The sequence below is a fragment of the Actinomadura fibrosa genome, assembly GCF_900659615.1.
GTDB lineage: Bacteria > Actinomycetota > Actinomycetes > Streptosporangiales > Streptosporangiaceae > Spirillospora > Spirillospora fibrosa.
The window spans coordinates 14,862-30,388 of record NZ_CAACUY010000102.1; the positions used below are offsets into that span (position 1 = coordinate 14,862).

The 15,527-nt window shown below is 75.3% G+C and carries 15 protein-coding genes; 7 read left to right on the plus strand and 8 right to left on the minus strand.

Features of this window, described 5'->3' with window-relative positions:
* The first annotated feature begins 17 nt into the window (after positions 1-17).
* Complete coding sequence (locus E1300_RS28115) at positions 18-1,448, plus strand: aldehyde dehydrogenase family protein (RefSeq protein WP_131760097.1); 1,431 nt, start codon at positions 18-20, stop codon at positions 1,446-1,448.
* A gap of 8 nt (positions 1,449-1,456) precedes the next feature.
* Here E1300_RS28115 and E1300_RS28120 read toward each other — a convergent pair whose 3' ends face one another.
* The 3 genes from E1300_RS28120 to E1300_RS28130 are packed head-to-tail and all read right to left on the minus strand — an operon-like array spanning position 1,457 to position 4,793.
* Entirely contained in the window at positions 1,457-2,740 is a 1,284-nt protein-coding gene (locus tag E1300_RS28120) for an acetyl-CoA hydrolase/transferase family protein (RefSeq protein WP_242619437.1), read from the minus strand.
* On the minus strand, positions 2,737-3,636 hold the full coding sequence (locus E1300_RS28125; protein WP_131760098.1) for an HpcH/HpaI aldolase/citrate lyase family protein: 900 nt from the start codon (positions 3,634-3,636) through the stop codon (positions 2,737-2,739). Before E1300_RS28125 ends, E1300_RS28120 begins: the two co-directional genes overlap by 4 nt.
* Positions 3,636-4,793 carry a CaiB/BaiF CoA transferase family protein gene (locus E1300_RS28130; protein WP_131760099.1) on the minus strand — a complete coding sequence of 386 codons (1,158 nt, stop codon included), beginning with the start codon at positions 4,791-4,793 and terminating at the stop codon, positions 3,636-3,638. Before E1300_RS28130 ends, E1300_RS28125 begins: the two co-directional genes overlap by 1 nt.
* Positions 4,794-4,900: 107 nt before the next feature.
* Between E1300_RS28130 and E1300_RS28135 the strand changes: the two genes are divergently transcribed.
* On the plus strand, positions 4,901-6,391 hold the full coding sequence (locus E1300_RS28135; RefSeq protein WP_207399995.1) for a class I adenylate-forming enzyme family protein: 1,491 nt from the start codon (positions 4,901-4,903) through the stop codon (positions 6,389-6,391).
* Between the two features lie 33 nt (positions 6,392-6,424).
* A complete protein-coding gene (locus E1300_RS28140) occupies positions 6,425-7,201 on the plus strand; it encodes an SDR family NAD(P)-dependent oxidoreductase (protein ID WP_207399996.1) in 777 nt (258 codons plus the stop codon).
* A 24-nt stretch (positions 7,202-7,225) separates the two neighbouring features.
* Here the strand turns inward: E1300_RS28140 and E1300_RS28145 are convergent, their stop codons facing one another.
* Positions 7,226-8,029, minus strand: coding sequence for a FadR/GntR family transcriptional regulator (locus E1300_RS28145; protein WP_131760100.1), 804 nt, complete (start codon positions 8,027-8,029; stop codon positions 7,226-7,228).
* Positions 8,030-8,121: 92 nt separating this feature from the next.
* Between E1300_RS28145 and E1300_RS28150 the strand changes: the two genes are divergently transcribed.
* The 4 genes from E1300_RS28150 to E1300_RS28165 are packed head-to-tail and all read left to right on the plus strand — an operon-like array spanning position 8,122 to position 12,546.
* Complete coding sequence (locus tag E1300_RS28150) at positions 8,122-9,279, plus strand: acyl-CoA dehydrogenase family protein (RefSeq protein WP_131760101.1); 1,158 nt, start codon at positions 8,122-8,124, stop codon at positions 9,277-9,279.
* Positions 9,276-10,214, plus strand: coding sequence for an acyl-CoA dehydrogenase family protein (locus E1300_RS28155; RefSeq protein ID WP_131760102.1), 939 nt, complete (start codon positions 9,276-9,278; stop codon positions 10,212-10,214). Before E1300_RS28150 ends, E1300_RS28155 begins: the two co-directional genes overlap by 4 nt.
* Entirely contained in the window at positions 10,211-11,431 is a 1,221-nt protein-coding gene (locus E1300_RS28160) for an acyl-CoA dehydrogenase family protein (protein WP_207399997.1), read from the plus strand. The genes E1300_RS28155 and E1300_RS28160 overlap by 4 nt, the downstream gene beginning before the upstream one ends.
* Complete coding sequence (locus E1300_RS28165; RefSeq protein WP_131760103.1) at positions 11,431-12,546, plus strand: acyl-CoA dehydrogenase family protein; 1,116 nt, start codon at positions 11,431-11,433, stop codon at positions 12,544-12,546. Before E1300_RS28160 ends, E1300_RS28165 begins: the two co-directional genes overlap by 1 nt.
* 191 nt (positions 12,547-12,737) lie before the next feature.
* Here the strand turns inward: E1300_RS28165 and E1300_RS28170 are convergent, their stop codons facing one another.
* The 4 genes from E1300_RS28170 to E1300_RS50375 all read right to left on the minus strand — a co-directional run.
* On the minus strand, positions 12,738-13,934 hold the full coding sequence (locus E1300_RS28170) for a cytochrome P450 (protein ID WP_131760104.1): 1,197 nt from the start codon (positions 13,932-13,934) through the stop codon (positions 12,738-12,740).
* Between the two features lie 34 nt (positions 13,935-13,968).
* A complete protein-coding gene (locus tag E1300_RS28175; protein WP_131760105.1) occupies positions 13,969-14,805 on the minus strand; it encodes a mycofactocin-coupled SDR family oxidoreductase in 837 nt (278 codons plus the stop codon).
* Between the two features lie 3 nt (positions 14,806-14,808).
* The gene (locus tag E1300_RS28180; RefSeq protein ID WP_131760106.1) at positions 14,809-15,297 is read right to left on the minus strand and encodes a (2Fe-2S)-binding protein; all 489 of its coding nucleotides are present in this window, start codon (positions 15,295-15,297) and stop codon (positions 14,809-14,811) included.
* Positions 15,290-15,527, minus strand: a 238-nt coding sequence (locus tag E1300_RS50375; RefSeq protein ID WP_207399998.1) for a hypothetical protein, incomplete at its 5' end; no start/stop codon positions are given. The genes E1300_RS50375 and E1300_RS28180, both read right to left, overlap by 8 nt.

Consider the following 15,527-nt stretch of genomic DNA (forward strand, 5'->3'; position numbering starts at 1 on the left):
AGCAGGAAGGACGGGCCATGAGGGAGTACCCGGCGTTCTACATCGGCGGCGGATGGGCGGCCCCGGCGGTGCCGCGGACCATGGACGTCGTGAACCCCGCGACCGAGGAGGTCTGCGGCCGCGTGGCCGCCGGCTCGGCCGCCGACGTGGACCGCGCCGTCGCCGCCGCCCGCGCCGCCTTCCCCGCCTACTCCGCGACCGGCGTGGACGAGCGCCTCGACCTCCTCCAGAGCATCCTGGACGTCTACCAGAAGCGATCCCCGGACCTCGCCGCCGCGCTGACCGAGGAGATGGGCGCCCCCGCCGAGCTGGCCGGCGGCTTCCAGGTCGGCCTCGGCGCCGGGCACCTCGGCAAGGCCATCGAGGTGCTGCGGGACTTCCGGTTCGAGGAGCGGCGCGGCGCCACGCTGATCGTCCGCGAGCCGATCGGCGTCTGCGGCCTGATCACGCCGTGGAACTGGCCGCTGAACCAGATCGCCGTCAAGGTGTTCCCGGCGCTCGCGACCGGTTGCGCCATGGTCCTCAAACCGTCGGAGCAGTCGCCGTTCACCGGGCAGATCTTCGCCGAGATCCTGGACGCCGCGGGGGTCCCGCCCGGCGTGTTCAACCTCGTCCAGGGCGACGGGCCCGGCGTGGGCGTCCCGCTGTCCGCGCACCCCGGCGTGGACATGGTGTCCTTCACCGGCTCGACCCGCGCGGGCGTCGAGGTCGCGCGGAACGCCGCGCCCACCGTCAAGCGGGTCACGCAGGAGCTCGGCGGCAAGGGGCCGAACATCATCCTGGACGACGGCGCGTTCGCCGAGAACGTCGAGAAGGGCGTCGTCAGCATGATGGGCAACTCGGGCCAGACGTGCAGCGCCCCGTCCCGCATGCTCGTGCCCGAGGCCCGCATGGACGAGGCCGCCGAGGTGGCCCGCCGGGCCGCCGAGGCCACGACGGTCGGCGACCCGAACGGCGGGTTCACGATCGGCCCGGTGGTCTCCGCGGCCCAGTTCGCGAAGGTCCAGGGGCTGATCCAGAGGGGCGTCGACGAGGGCGCGGTGCTCGTGGCGGGCGGTACCGGCCGGCCGGACGGCCTGGAGCGCGGCTACTACGTCCGGCCCACCGTCTTCGCCCGCGTCCGCAACGACATGACCGTCGCCCGCGAGGAGATCTTCGGGCCGGTGCTGACGATCCTCGGCTACGGGGACCTCGACGAGGCCGTCGAGATCGCCAACGACACCGAGTACGGCCTCGCCGCCTACGTGGCGGGCGAGGACCTGGACCGGGCCCGCGCGATCGCCCGCCGGCTCCGGTCCGGCTGGGTCGTCATCAACGACGCGTTCGACTTCGGCTGCCCGTTCGGCGGCTACAAGCGCAGCGGCAACGGCCGCGAATGGGGCGAGTTCGGCTTCGAGGACTACCTGGAGACCAAGGGCGTCCTCGGCCACGCCCCCGAGTCCGGCTGACGGGACCGTCAGAAGCCGCGCCGGGCGATCGCGCGGGCCTCGCGTTCCAGGTCGTCCTGGAACGCGGGGTGCGCGACGGCGGCCAGGCGGCGGGCGCGCTCGGCGAGCGTCCGGCCCCGCAGCTCCGCCGCGCCGAACTCGGTGACGACCACGTCCACCTCGCTGCGCGCGGTGGTGACGGGACCGGACAGGCCCGCGGTGATCCGGCTGACCGCGCCGCCGCGGGCGGTGGCCGGCAGCGCGATGATCGCGTGCCCGCCGGGCGAGCGCGCGCCCGCCCGGACGAAGTCGACCTGGCCGCCGGTGCCGCCGAGGTAGGCGGCGCCGCTCTGCTCGGCGTTCACCTGGCCGGTCAGATCGACCTCCACCGCCGAGTTGATCGTGACGAGGCGGTCGAGCCGGGCGAGGACCGCGGCGTCGTGGGTGTAGGAGGCGGGGCGCATGCGGACCGCGGGGTTGCGGTCGGCGAACGCGTAGAGGCGCCTGCTGCCGATCAGCGCGCCGGTGACCGACACGCCACGGTCGATGGCCTTGCGGGCGTTCGTCACGACGCCCGCCTCGACGAGGTCGACCAGGCCGTCGCCGAGCATGCCCGAGTGCGCGCCGAGGTCCCGGCGGTCCCGCAGCAGCCGGAGCAGGGCGTCGGGGACGGCGCCGACCCCCGTCTGGATCACCGAGCCGTCCTCGACGTAGGCGGCGGCGTGCCCGGCGATGGCCTCGTCCACCGGGCCGATCGCGGCGGGCGGCACCTCGACCGGCGGGCGCGACACGCGGACGGCCAGGTCGATCGCGCTCCCGGGGATCGTCTCGCCGCAGGTGACCGGGACCTGGTCGTTGACCTCGGCGACGACCGCGCGGGCCGCGGCCACGGCGGCGCCCACGTGGTCGCTGATGAGGCCGAGGCTGTGGTCGCCGTTCGCGTCGGCGGGGCTCACCTGGACGAACGCGACGTCGCACCCGAGGGTCCCCGCCTCGATCAGCGGCCCGACCTGGCCGACATGGCAGGGGACGATCCCGAGCACGCCCGCCCGGGCGAGCGGGCGCAGCGCGCCGATCGCGCCCATGCTGGACGGCGCGAAGGCGTCCGCCGCCGCCGGCGTGAACAGGCCGGAGAAGCTCGTGGCGATGAACGCCGACAGCCCGCCGATGCCGGCGCCCTGCTCGATGAGGGCCTCGACCAGCGTCGTCGGCTCGCCGCACGCCTGCCCGATGACGATGCGGTCGCCGGGGCGCAGGACGCGGGCCAGGTCCAGGCCGTCCGCCTCGGCGACCGCCCGGGGACCGGCCGTCACGCGCGCCCTCCGGCGGCGAGCAGCGCCCGCGCGCGGGCGAGGTGCGGGCGGTCGAGCATGGCGCCCCGGTGGCCGAGCGTCCCGGCGCCGGGATGCGCGGCGAACAGGTCGACGATCTCCTGCGCGGCGGCCAGCTCCTCCGGCGTGGGCGTGAACGCGGCGTTGATGACGTCGACCTGGGCGGGGTGGATGGCGAGCATCCCGCGGTAGCCGTCGCGGCGCACCTTCTCGGCCCGCCCGCGGAGCCCCTCCAGGTCGCGGTAGTCGCCCTGGATGGTCTCGATCGGCGCGACGCCCGCGGCGGCGGCCCCCAGCAGGCACAGGCTCCGGGCCAGCTCGTAGGTGAAGCCGTAGCCCCCGCCCGGCCCGCGGTTGTCGGCGGCGCCGACGGCGTCGGCGAGGTCCTCGGCGCCCCAGGTCATCGCGACCAGCCGGGGAGCGCCCGTGTAGGTGCCCGTCGTGAACATCGCCTCGGCCGTCTCGGTCACGAGGGCGATGACCTTCGTCGAGCGACGCTCCGCACCGGCCGACACCTCCAGCGCCGAGAGGTAGTGGTCGAGCACCTCCACGTCGGCTCGGCCGCGCGCCTTGGGCAGCATGACGCCGCCCGGACGCCCGGGGACCACGGCGGCCAGGTCCGCGAGCGCGTGCGGGCCGTCCAGCGGGTTGATCCGCACCCACAGCCGATCCCTCTCCTGCGGGGGCCGGGACGCGAGGAAGCCGGCGACGAGTGCCCTGGCCGCCGGTTTGGCCTCCTCGGCCACCGCGTCCTCCAGATCGAGGATCACGACGTCGGCCGCCCCCGCGGCGGCCTTGCCCATCTTCTTCTCGCTGTCGCCGGGCGCGAACAGCCAGGAGCGCGCCCGGATGCTCGGCCGGTCTTCGGACTGCTCCATCAGGCGTGTCCTTCCGCGTCGAGGCCGAGCTCGTCCATGACCTCGCGGGTGTGGGCGCCGAGCCTCGGCGCGGGCCCGGCGACGCGGCCGGGGGTGCGCGAGAACCAGGTCGGCGGGCCGGGGAAGCGCACCGGGCCGTTCGGGGTGTCCACGGTCTCGAAGAACCCCGCCTCGGTGAGGTGCGGGTTGTCGAAGAGCTCGTCGAGCGTGCGGACCGGCGCGGCCGGGATGTCGAGCGAGCGCAGCAGGCCGAGCCAGTCCCGCGTCGTCCGCGTCAGGAACGTCTCGCCCAGCAGGGCGTACACGGTGCCGATCTGGCGCGCGCGTTGCTCCAGCGTGGCGAAGCGCTCGTCCGCCCAGGCGGGCTTCACCGCGCCGACGAACGCCGCCCACTGCTTGTCGTTGTAGACAAGCGCGGCGATGCGGCCGTCCTTGGTGCGGTACGGGCGGCGGCCGGGCGCCACCGCGCGCGGGTACACCGCGTTGCCGAGCGGCGGGCTGAACATCGCGCCGTTGGCGTGCTCGACCAGCATGAACGAGGCCATGGTCTCGAACATGCCGACCTCGACCTCCTGGCCCTCGCCCGTCCGCTCCCGGTGGAACAGCGCCATCAGCGTGGCGTACAGGGCGGTCAGCCCGGCGACCTTGTCGGCGAGGATCGTGGCGACGTAGCCGGCCTCGCCCGTGAGCTGCTCCTGCGCCGACGGCAGGCCGCACTCCGCCTGGATCGTGTCGTCGTAGGCGGTGAGGTCGGCGTCCGGGCCGCGGCGGCCGTAGCCGTAGCAGTTGGTGTAGACGATCGACGGGTTGAGGGCGGCGACGTCCGCATAGCCGAACCCGAGGGCGGCCACCGCCTTCGCGCGCATCGAGTGGACGAACACGTCGGCGTCCCGGACGAGCTCGCGCAGCGCCCGCGCGCCCTCGTCCGAGCGGAGGTCCAGCGCGACGCTGCGCTTGCCCCGGTTCACGTTGACGAAGACGCCGCCCATGCCCGGCTCCGGCCCGGCGGAGATGTAGCGCGTGCTGTCGCCGGCGGGCGGCTCGACCTTGATCACGTCCGCGCCCATGTCGGCCATGATCTGCGTGCAGTAGGGGCCCATGACCATCGCCGTGAGGTCGACGACGCGCACGGCGGAGAGCGGGCCTGGGTGCTTCATCTCGGCTGGCCTCGACGCGTGGGGGACCGGGGGAGGCCGGTGATCGACCGGCTGGTGTCCCGACGCTATCAATTGAATGTTTATAAGGATAGTGCTATCAAGAGTCCGTGAACGGCACGATCGCCCGGGTGCTGGACGCCCCGCTCGCCATCCGTCCCCACGCCACGGCGGTGGAGGCGGCGTCCGGGGCCTGGACGTACGCCGAGCTGGACGACCGGGCGCGCCGCGCGGCCGGTGCGCTCTGGTCCCTGGGCGTGCGTCCCGGCGACCGCGTCGCCGCGTGCTTGCCCAACGACCTCGGCATCGTCGCCGCCTTCCACGGCGCGCAGCGGATCGGCGCCGTCTGGGCGGGGATCGGCGAGGCGCTCACCGCCGGCGAGCAGCGGGACCTGGCCGGCCTCTGCGAGCCGGCGGTCGTGCTGGCCGGGCCGCGCTGCCGGCTGGACGTTCCAGGCCGCGTCGACCCCGACCGGTGGGCGGACCTGCTCGCCCGCGACGCGGCGGCCCCGCCGGTGGCGACGGATCCCGGCGCACCGGCCGGGATCGCGTTCACCAGCGGGACGTCGGGGCGTCCGAAGGCGGTCGTGCACAGCCAGCGGAACCTGCTGCTGCCCGGCGCGGTCCTCACCGCCACCCGCGGCTGGGGACCCGAGCTGCGCAAGGGCGACAGCTTCCCGCTGACCATCCTCAACCTGATGGTGCTGTCCACGCTGCTCACGGCGCAGGCGGGCGGCTGCGCCGTCATCATGGACCGGCGGGACGCCGAGGGCGTCGCCGGCTGGATCGCCGCGCACCGCGTCACGGTGTGGAACGGCGCGCCCGCGCAGCTCTACGACCTCGCGCGGCGCCCGGACCTCGACCTCCGCTCGCTCACGGAGGTGTGGAGCGGCGGCGCCGACACCCCGGACGCGGTGCGCCGGGCGTTCGCCGACGCGCACGGACCCGTCCCCCGGGCCACCTACGGCCTGACCGAGGCGCCGACCGTCGTCTCGATCGACCCGCCCGGGGACGAGTGGCGCGCCGGGGCGAGCGGCCGCGTGCTGCCCCACTACGACGTCGCGGCCTACGACGAGGACGGCCGCCGCCTCCCGGACGGCGACCTCGGCGAACTGCGCCTCCGCGGGACCGGGACCGGCCCGTGGGCGGGCGCCTGGACGCCCATGCTCGGCCACTGGGAGCAGGGCCGCGTCCGGCCGCCGGAACCCGGCCCCGTCCCCACCGGCGACGTCGGGACGGTGAGCGGCGACGGCTGGCTGACGGTGCTCGACCGCAAGAGGCTCGTCATCGTCAGGGGCGGCGCGAACGTCTACCCCCTCGAAGTGGAGCGGGTCATCGGCGCGCATCCGGACGTCGCCCGGGCGGCGGTGTTCGGGGTGCCCGACGAACGGCTCGGGCAGCGGGTCGCCGCGCTGGTCGAGGGCACCCGTCCCGCGGTGGACCTCGGCGCGGTCGCCGAGGCGTGCCGCCGCGAGCTCGCCCCGTACAAGGTGCCGGAGGTGTGGGCCCAGGTCGGCGCGCTGCCGGTCAACGCCATGGGCAAGGTGCAGCGCACCCGGCTCGCCGGCCTCCTCCCGGAGCACCGGCCGGACCCGGCCTGAGGACCGCCGGGCCACCACCGAAAGGGACCTCACGTGCCGCCAGACCACGACGCCGTCGCCCGGATGTTCGGCCTCGACGGGCGGGTGGCGATCGTGACCGGCGCCTCGTCCGGGCTCGGGGCGGCGGTGGCCCGGACGCTGGCCGCGGCCGGCGCCCGGGTCGGCGTGGTGGCCCGCCGCCGGGACCGCCTCGCCGGGCTCGCCGCGGAGATCGGCGGCCTCGCCGTTCCCTGCGACCTCGGTGAGCCGGAGCGGGTCCGCGCCGTCGTCACGGCCGTGGCGGAGGGCCTCGGGCCGCCGGAGATCCTCGTCAACGCGGCGGGCGGCATGTTCACGACCGAGCGCGCCGAGTCCGAGCCGCTCGACGCCGTCCGCCGGACCGTGGACCTCAACCTGCTGGCGCCGTTCCTGCTCGCGCAGGACGCCTTCCCCCACATGCGGGACGCGGGCCGGGGCGCGATCGTGAACATCGCGTCCATCAGCGGCCGGGTCGGCGTCCCCGGCATCCCGCAGGCGTCCTACGCGGCGAGCAAGGCCGCCCTCTCCGGCTTGACCGCCGAGCTCGCGGTGCAGTGGGCGCGGCACTCGATCCGGGTGAACACGGTCGCCCCCGGCTTCTTCCGCAGCGAGATCACCGCGCCGCTCTACGCGAGCGGGCGCGCCGCCGAGTACCTGCGCCGCAACACCCCGCTGCCGAAGGAGGGGGAGGCGGACGACGTCGCCGGCGCGGTCCTGTGGCTCGCGGGGGATGCCGGAAGCTACGTGACCGGCCAGACGATCGTCGTCGACGGCGGCTGGACGGCCCGCTGACCCGGGCTCTGGACGGCCCGGGCCTTACAGGCGGAGGCCGCGGCTGGACCGCATCGCCTGGCGGGCGCGGGCGGACGCGGCGTCGACGACGCCGTCCTCGGAGCGGTCCAGGAGGAGCTTCTGAGTGGCGGCGAGGTGGGACCGGACGAGCCGCTCGGCCTCGACGGCGTCCCCGTCGGCGATCTCCCCGGCGATGCGCCGGTGGACGCGGACGACGCTCTCCGCCTCCGCCGGGGACGGGTACTCGCCGCGCCGCGCGACGGTCACCGCCCACGCCTCCTCCTGCGCCGACCACAGCGCGACGAGACCGCTCACCACGGAGCGGACGGTCGCGTTCGGCATGAACGAGACGAGGAGGTCGTGGAACTCGCGGGCCGTCCGGGTGAAGGCGACGCCGTCCTCGACCAGGCCCGCGGACGCCTCGATGTTGGCGTCGAGCGCGGCGACGACCGTCTCGGCGCGGTCGGGCCTGCGGGCGCACTCGGCGGCGCACAGCGGCTCCATCATGCGCAGTCCCTCGGCGAGGTCCCGCAGCGTCACCCGGCCGCCCTGGAGGGCGAGGCCCAGGTGGTACGCGGCCGCCGCGCCGTCGGGGCGGTGCACCTCCGCGCCGCCGACGCTGCCGCGCCGGACCGTCACGAGCCCCTCGGTCTCCAGGATCCGCAGCGCCTCCCGGATCGAGGGGTAGCTGACGCCGAACTCCTCGACGAGCTGGTCCTGGGTCGGGAGCCGGTCGGCGCCCTCGGCGAGGATCCGGACCCGCAGCTCCTCGGCGACGGTCTCGGCGATGCGGCGCTGCGGGACGCGGCCGCGGCGGGCGGCCGTCACGACCTCGGCTTCCTGTGCATGCGCGGAGTATAGTGTTCCGCTTCTTGATTACAAGCATTGCCATTCTTATAAGGATTCTCTACCGTCGGCGCATGGACTTCACGATGGGTCCGGCCGCCGCGCGGCTGCGCGGCGAGGTGCGCGCGCTCGTGGCCGAGCACGTCCCGCCCGGCTACCTCGGGGCCTTCACCGGCGACCCGGCCGACCTGGAGGTGGCGCAGCGGTTCTGCCGCCTGCTCGCCGAGCGCGGGCTGCTGTGCCCGGCCTGGCCCGCGGAGTACGGCGGCCGCGACGCCTCGCCGTGGGAGCAGACGGTCGTCCGCGAGGAGATGTGGGCCCACCACGAGCCGCGCGGCGCGCAGTACATGGGCGTCAACTGGGTCGGGCCGACCATCATGCGGCACGGCACGGCGGAGCAGCGCCGCGCGCACCTGCCGCCGATCGCGCGCGGCGAGGCGATCTGGTGCCAGGGCTTCAGCGAGCCCGACGCCGGCTCCGACCTCGCGTCGCTCCGCACGGCGGCGCGGCGGGACGGCGCGGACTGGCTGATCTCGGGCCAGAAGGTCTGGACGTCCTACGCGGCCATGGCGGGCTGGTGCTTCCTGCTGGCCCGCACGTCCGAGCGCGAGCGGCGGCAGCAGGGGCTGACGATCTTCCTCGTGCCGATGGACGCGCCGGGCGTCGAGGTCCGGCCGATCGGGTCGCTGCTCGGCCCGCACCACCTCAACGAGGTCTTCCTCGACGACGTGCGGGTGGGCGGGGACGCCGTCCTCGGCGAGGTGGACGGGGGCTGGAAGGTCGTCCAGGAGGTCCTGTCGTTCGAGCGGGTCGGCATCGCCCGCTACGCGCGCTGCGAGCGGCTGCTCCAGACGGCGCCGCGGGTGCTCGGCGACGCGTGGGACGGCCTGCCCGCCGAGCTGCGGACCAGGTGGGCCCGCGGACTCGTGCAGTGCCGCCGCGCGCGCCTGCTCGCCTACCGCGTCATCGCGCTCCAGGGCGGAGGCCGCGTGCGGCCCGGCGACGCGGCGGCCTACCGGATCGCCGTGACCAGGCTCGACCAGGACAGCGCGGAGGTGCTGATGGACATCGTCGGGCTGGCGCCGCCGGAAGGCCCGGGCACAGGAGAGGCCCGCCGCTTCCGCCTCGCGGTGGAGGACCACTGGCGCTACTCGCACGCCTCGACCGTCGCCTCGGGCAGCATCGACGTCCAGCGGATGCTGCTGGCCCGCGCCCTGCTGGCGGCGCCGTGAACATCGAGCCGAGCGGCGAGGCCGCCGAGTACGGCCGGCAGGCGTCCCGGGCCTTCGCGGCCGCCGGCGGCGACCGTCTCGCGCCGCTCGCCGAGGCGGAGCCGGAGCGGCGCGGCGCGCTGGTCGAGCCGGTGCTGCGCGAGCTCGGCGCGTGGGAGCTCCGGCCGCGCGACGACCCCGACGACCTGGAGGCCGCCGCGGCCCTGTGCCGCAGCGCCGGGTACCGGGCGCTCGCCTACCCGCTCGCCGAGCGCCTCGCCCGCCCCGCCGGCCTCGGCACCGACGGCCTCCTGGTCGTCGACGGGCCCGCCCCCAGAGCGCCGGTCGCCGGCCTGGACCTCCGCTGGACGGCGGTGACCCTCGACGGGCGGCGCGGCGAGGCCGTGGTCCGCTCGGGAGAGCGGTCGCTCGACAGCGCCGTCGTCGCCGAGCTGGACGTCCGGCCGCTCGACGCCGCGGGCGCGGGCGACGTGGCGCTGGGCCTCGTCCTGCCGTGCTGGACGCTCCTCGGGATGCTCGACCGCGCGCTCGACCTCACCCGGTCGCACGTCCTCGCCCGGCACCAGTTCGGCGAGCCGCTCGCCCGGCGGCAGGGCGTGCGGTTCCAGCTCGCCGACGCCGAGGTGGAGCGCGGCGGCGCCGAGGCGCTGGCGGCGTACGCGCTGTGGAGCGTCCAGAGCGGGCGCGCCGAGGCCCTCGACGACGCGCTCGCGCTCCGGCTCGCGGCCCTGGAGGCGGCCGAGGCGGTGTTCCGCACCGCGCACCTGCTGCACGGCGCGATGGGCTTCTGCGACGAGTCCCCGCTGTCATGGGTGTCGCGGTGCAGCCGGCCGGTGCGGTGGCTGCCGCTCGGCCTGTCGGCGACCCGGGACCACCTGGCCCGGCGGCTCGGGCGGCACGGCCTGACCGGCCTGTTCTCCGAGGCCGCGACATGACCGGAGGCATGACCGGCGGCGGCTCGGCCGCGACGCCCGCCGACCTCGGCGCCTTCCGCGCGCATGTGCGCGACTGGTGCCGCGCGCACGTCCCGGACGGCTGGAGGCGGGCGCAGACCGGCGTCCCGGACGAGGAGTTCGTGTCGTTCCAGCGCGCCTGGTTCCAGGAGCTGCGGCGGGCGGGGTTCGCCGTGCCGCACTGGCCCGCCGAGTGGGGCGGCGGGATGCCGGTCGCCCAGCAGGCCGTCCTGTACCAGGAGCTCGCCGCGCACGACGCGCCGCGGCTGGTGCTGGCGTTCGTCGCGATCCACCACGCGGCGTCCACGCTGCTGGCGGCCGGAACCGACGCGCAGCGGCATGCGCACCTCCCGGCGATCCTGGACGGTGAGGTCTGGGCGCAGGGCTTCTCCGAGCCGGACGCCGGATCGGACCTCGCCGCGCTGCGGACGTCCGCGCGCCGCGAGGGCGGCACCTACGTCGTCAACGGCCAGAAGTGCTGGGCGAGCGGCGCCGCGCACGCCGACTGGTGCCTGCTGCTGGCCCGCACCGACCCGGCCGCGCCGAAGCGGCACGGCATCTCCTACTTCCTGCTGGACATGCGCACGCCCGGCATCGACGTTCGCCCCACCCGGCAGGCCACCGGCGAGTCGCACTTCTGCGAGATCTTCCTGGACGACGTGGCCGTCCCTGCCGCGAACCTCGTCGGGCCGGAGAACGAGGGCTGGCGGGTCGCGCAGCGGACGCTCGGAGCGGAGCGCGGCATGACCATGCTGGAGCTGGCCGAGCGGCTGGCGCACGGCGGGTTCCGGCGCCTCGTGGACGCGTGCGCGCGGCCCGGTCCCGGCGGGGCCCGCCCCCTCGACGACCCGCTGGTGCTCGACCGGCTCGCCGCGCTGGAGACCGAGCTGACCGGGCTGCGCGCGCTGTGCGCCGAGCTCGTCGCGGACGACCGGCCCGGTCCGGCGGACGCCTCGGTCGCCAAGCTCGTCTACAGCGAGCTGCTCCAGCGGCTGACGGACTTCGCCGCGGAGGTCGCGGGCCCGGCCGCGCACACCGAGCTGCGCAGGCCGCTGTCCAGCGGGTGGGAGTCGGGCGCCTGGGTCCTGGACTTCGTCGGCTCGTGGGAGTGGACGATCCCCGGCGGCACGAGCGAGATCCAGCGGACCATCATCGGCGAGCGCGGCCTCGGGCTGCCCCGCGAACCCGCGGGCGCCTGATGCCCGGCGGCGACCTCTCCGAGTTCCACGACGAGCTGCGCGCGGTCGCGGCCGGGCTGCTCGGCGCTGCGGGCGCCGGGCCCGGTGCCGGCGCGGGCGATCGGGTGCCGGTGGACTGGCAGCGGGTCGCCGCGGCCGGCTGGCCCGGATTCGAGGTGCCCGGCGCCCTCGGAGGCGCGGACGCCACGTTCGCCGAGGTCGCGGTCGTCCTGCGGGAGTTCGGCAGGGCGGCGGCGCGCGGGCCGTACCCGGCGGTCGCGGCCCTCGCGGTCGGAGCCCTCGGCCTCCTGGAGCCGGGGCCCGGCCGGGACGGGCTGCTCCGCGACACCGCCGCGGGCGGAGCCGTCCCCGTCCTCGCGCTGGACGCCGAGACCGACGACCCGGCCCCGTTCCGCCTCGCGCGCACCCCGGACGGGCCGGTGTTGGACGGCGCGGCCGGGTTCGTCCTCGACGCCCCCGCCGCCGGGCGGCTCCTCGTCCCGGCCCTCGATCCCGGCGGGACGGCCGTCATCGTGGACACCGGCCCGCGAGCGGACGGGCTCGACGTCACGGAGCGGCCGGTCGTCGACGCGACGCGGGCCGTCGGCCGTGTCGCCGCCGGCGGGGTGACGGTCCGTCCCGAATCGGTGTGGCGGTTCCGCGGCGACCCGGACGGCGCCCTGCGACGCCTCCGCGACCGGGCGGCCGTCGCGATGGCCTGCGACAGCCTCGGGCTGAGCGAGGCGATGCTCGACGCCACCGTCGCCTACGCGAGCGTCCGCGAGCAGTTCGGCCGCAGGATCGGCTCCTTCCAGGCCGTGAAGCACGCGTGCGCCGACATGTTCGTCCAGGTCGCCCTGGCCCGGAAGCTGGTCGCCGCAGCCGTGCGGGCGCAGGCCGAGGGGAGCGCGGAGGCCGGTGTCGCGGCGTCGATGGCCAAGTCCTACGCCTGCGCGGCGGCGGTGGACGTCGTGGGCAAGGCGATGCAGCTCCACGGGGGCATGGGCTACACGTGGGAGAGCGGCGTCCACGTGTACCTGAAGCGGGCGGTGCTGAACCGTTCCCTGTTCGGCCCGCCCGCGCTGCACCGCAGGCGGCTCGCCGAGCGCTACCGGGGCAGCGCGGAGCGGGCCTGAACGCCGGTTCCTCCGCCGCGGAGGGCCTAGGGCGTGTCTCAAAGTCGACTGCCCTACTGCGCGACGCCCAGGCACGCACCTCGCGGGGTTGTCGTCGGTCGACGGCCAACACCGGGCCGACTCCCTCCTCCGCCCCCACGATGCACGCACCTGGACGCCGCTCGCTACGGGCGCCGACTTTGAGACACGCCCTAGCCGATGATGAGGGGGAGGGTCTCCCAGCCGCGGACGGTCGAGGTCTGGGCGAGCTTCGCGGCGTCCCAGTCGACGTCCCAGTCCGGGAAGCGCTTGAGCATCTCCTCCAGCGCGACCCGCCCCTCCAGGCGGGCGAGGGCCGCGCCCAGGCAGTAGTGCGGGCCGAGCCCGAAGGTGATCTGCTGGCTCATCCTGCGGTGGACGTCGAAGCGGTCGGGGTCGGGGAAGCGGCTCTCGTCGCGGTTGGCGGCGGCGACGATGAACATCATGGCGCTGCCGCCGGGCACGGTCTCGCCGTGGAACTCCACGTCCCTGGTGACGTAGCGGGCGATGGCCGGGCCGGGCGGCTCGAAGCGCAGGACCTCCTCGATGGCGTTGCGGATCAGGGACGGGTCCTCGACGAGCCTGCGCCGCTCGCCGGGGTACCTGGCCAGCAGCGAGCCGCACCAGCCGATGAGCCGCCCGGTCGTCTCGTTCCCGGCGCCCGCGACGACCGTGACGTAGGTGAGGACCTCGTCGCGGGTGAGGGTGCGGCGCGTGCCGTCCTCGTCCTCGAACTCGGCGTTCAGCAGCTCGGTCATCAGGTCGTCGGACGGGTGCTCCATGCGCCAGTCGATGTAGTCGCCGAAGACCTCGTTGCTGAGGATCGCGCCGCCCTTGAAGTCCATCTTGCCGTCGTCCCGGGTCCGCAGGTTCTCGTCGGCGCTCTCGCGGACGACCTCCTGGTCGGCCTCCGGGATGCCGAGCAGCATGCCGATGACGCGCATGGGCATCTCCGCGCCCACCGTCGCGGCGAGGTCGAAGCGGCCCGCGCCGACCAGGGGGTCCAGGGTGCGGACGCAGTACTCGCGCACCCGGGGCTCCAGCTCGGCGACCCGGCGCGGCGTGAACACCCGGGCGAGGAGGCGGCGGTGGACGTCGTGGATGGTGGGGTCCTCGAAGATGAGCGTGCCCGGCGGGATCTCGATGCCCGACTTGATCAGTTCGAGGATGCCGCCGCGGGCGGAGGAGAACGTCTGCCAGTCGGGCAGGCCCCGCTCGATGTCGGCGGCCCGGCTGAGCGCGTAGAAGTCGTGCTTCTCGTTGTAGTAGAGCGGCGCCTCCTCGCGGAGGCGGCGGAACGTCGGGTAGGGGTCCGCGTACAGCGTCGGGTCGTAGGGGTCCCAGGAGACCTTGGTGTCCTGCGCGCTCATACCGTGCTCCTCCGGTGGTGCGGGGGTGGTGCCGTCACTTGAGCAGGGAGCCCGCGTCGATCGGCAGCGTGACGCCGGTGATGTAGCGGCTCTCGTCGGAGACCAGGAAGAGGGCGGCGTTGCTGATGTCCTCGGCCTCCACCCAGGGCACGGGCAGCGAGTTCATCATCTGCGAGATCGGCGCCATGTCCTCCTGGGTCGGGTTCTCCAGGTCGGGGCGGAACATGCGGTACGTCAGGTCGTTCATGAGCATCGGCGTGTTCACCTGCGTCGGGTGGACGGAGTTGACGCGGATGCTGAACTGGGCGAGCTCCACCGCGAGGCTGCGCATGAGCCCGACGACGCCGTGCTTGCCGGCGACGTAGTTGGCGATGTTCGGGTGGGCCTTGAGCCCGCCGACCGAGCTGGTGATGACGATCGCGCCGCCGCGCCCGCCGTCGATGATGTGCTGGACGGACGCCTTGGCGGTGTGGAACACGCCGGTCAGGTTCACGTCGATCGAGTCGCGCCAGAGCCTCTCGTCGAGGTCCTGGATCGGGGCGCCGTCGGCGGCGAGGCCGGCGTTCGCGACGACGATGTCCAGCCCGCCGAGCTGCGCGACGCCCTCGTCCACCGCCGCCTTGAGCGCGTCGAAGTCGCGCACGTCGGTCCGGCCGGCGATGATCCGCCGCCCGGTCTTCTCCACGAGGGCGACGGTCTCGTCCAGGTCCTCAGGGGTGGACATGGGGATCGGGACGGTGTCGAGCTGCTTGCAGATGTCGACGGCGATGATGTCCGCGCCCTCCTGCGCGAACCGCACGGCGTGGCTGCGCCCCTGCCCGCGTGCGGCGCCGGTGATGAACGCGACCTTGCCTTCGAGTCGTCCGGGCATCGTCTACCTGCTCTCCTGGTCGGTGGTCGTGCGCGCCGCCGCCCGGACGGCGCTGAGGATTCCCTGGTATCCGGTGCAGCGGCACAGGTTGCCCGACAGGCCGTCCCGGATCTGCTCGTCGGTGGGGTCGGGGTTGTCGCGCAGGAACGCGGTGACGGACAGGACGAAGCCGGGCGTGCAGAAGCCGCACTGCAGCCCGTGGTGGTCGCGGAACGCGGCCTGGACGGGGGACAGCTCGCCGTCGCGGGAGGCGATCCCCTCGATCGTCGTGACCTCCGCCCCGTCGGCCTGCACCGCGAACATCAGGCAGGCGCGGACGGCCTGCCCGTCCACGAGGACGGTGCACGCCCCGCAGACGCCGTGCTCGCATCCGAGGTGGGTGCCGGTGAGCCCGCAGCGCTCGCGGAGGTAGTCGGCGAGGGTGAGCCGCGGCGGCACGGTCGCCCGCCGCCGCACGCCGTTCACGCGCACCCGGATCTCGACGTCAGGCATCGGCGGCCTCCTGGAGGGACTCGTGGACGGCCTCGTCGACCGCCTTGCGCCAGGCGCGCGCCACGACGGCGGCACCGACGAGCGTCCGGTGCTCGGCGGACGCGTGCAGGTCACCGGGGACGGCGTCCAGCCCGGCCATCGCGGCGGCGCCGACGTCGTCCGGCTCGACGCCGGCGGCGTCCGTGCCGGTGACGGCCGCCTCGGCGGCCGCGGCGCGCAGCGGCGTCGAG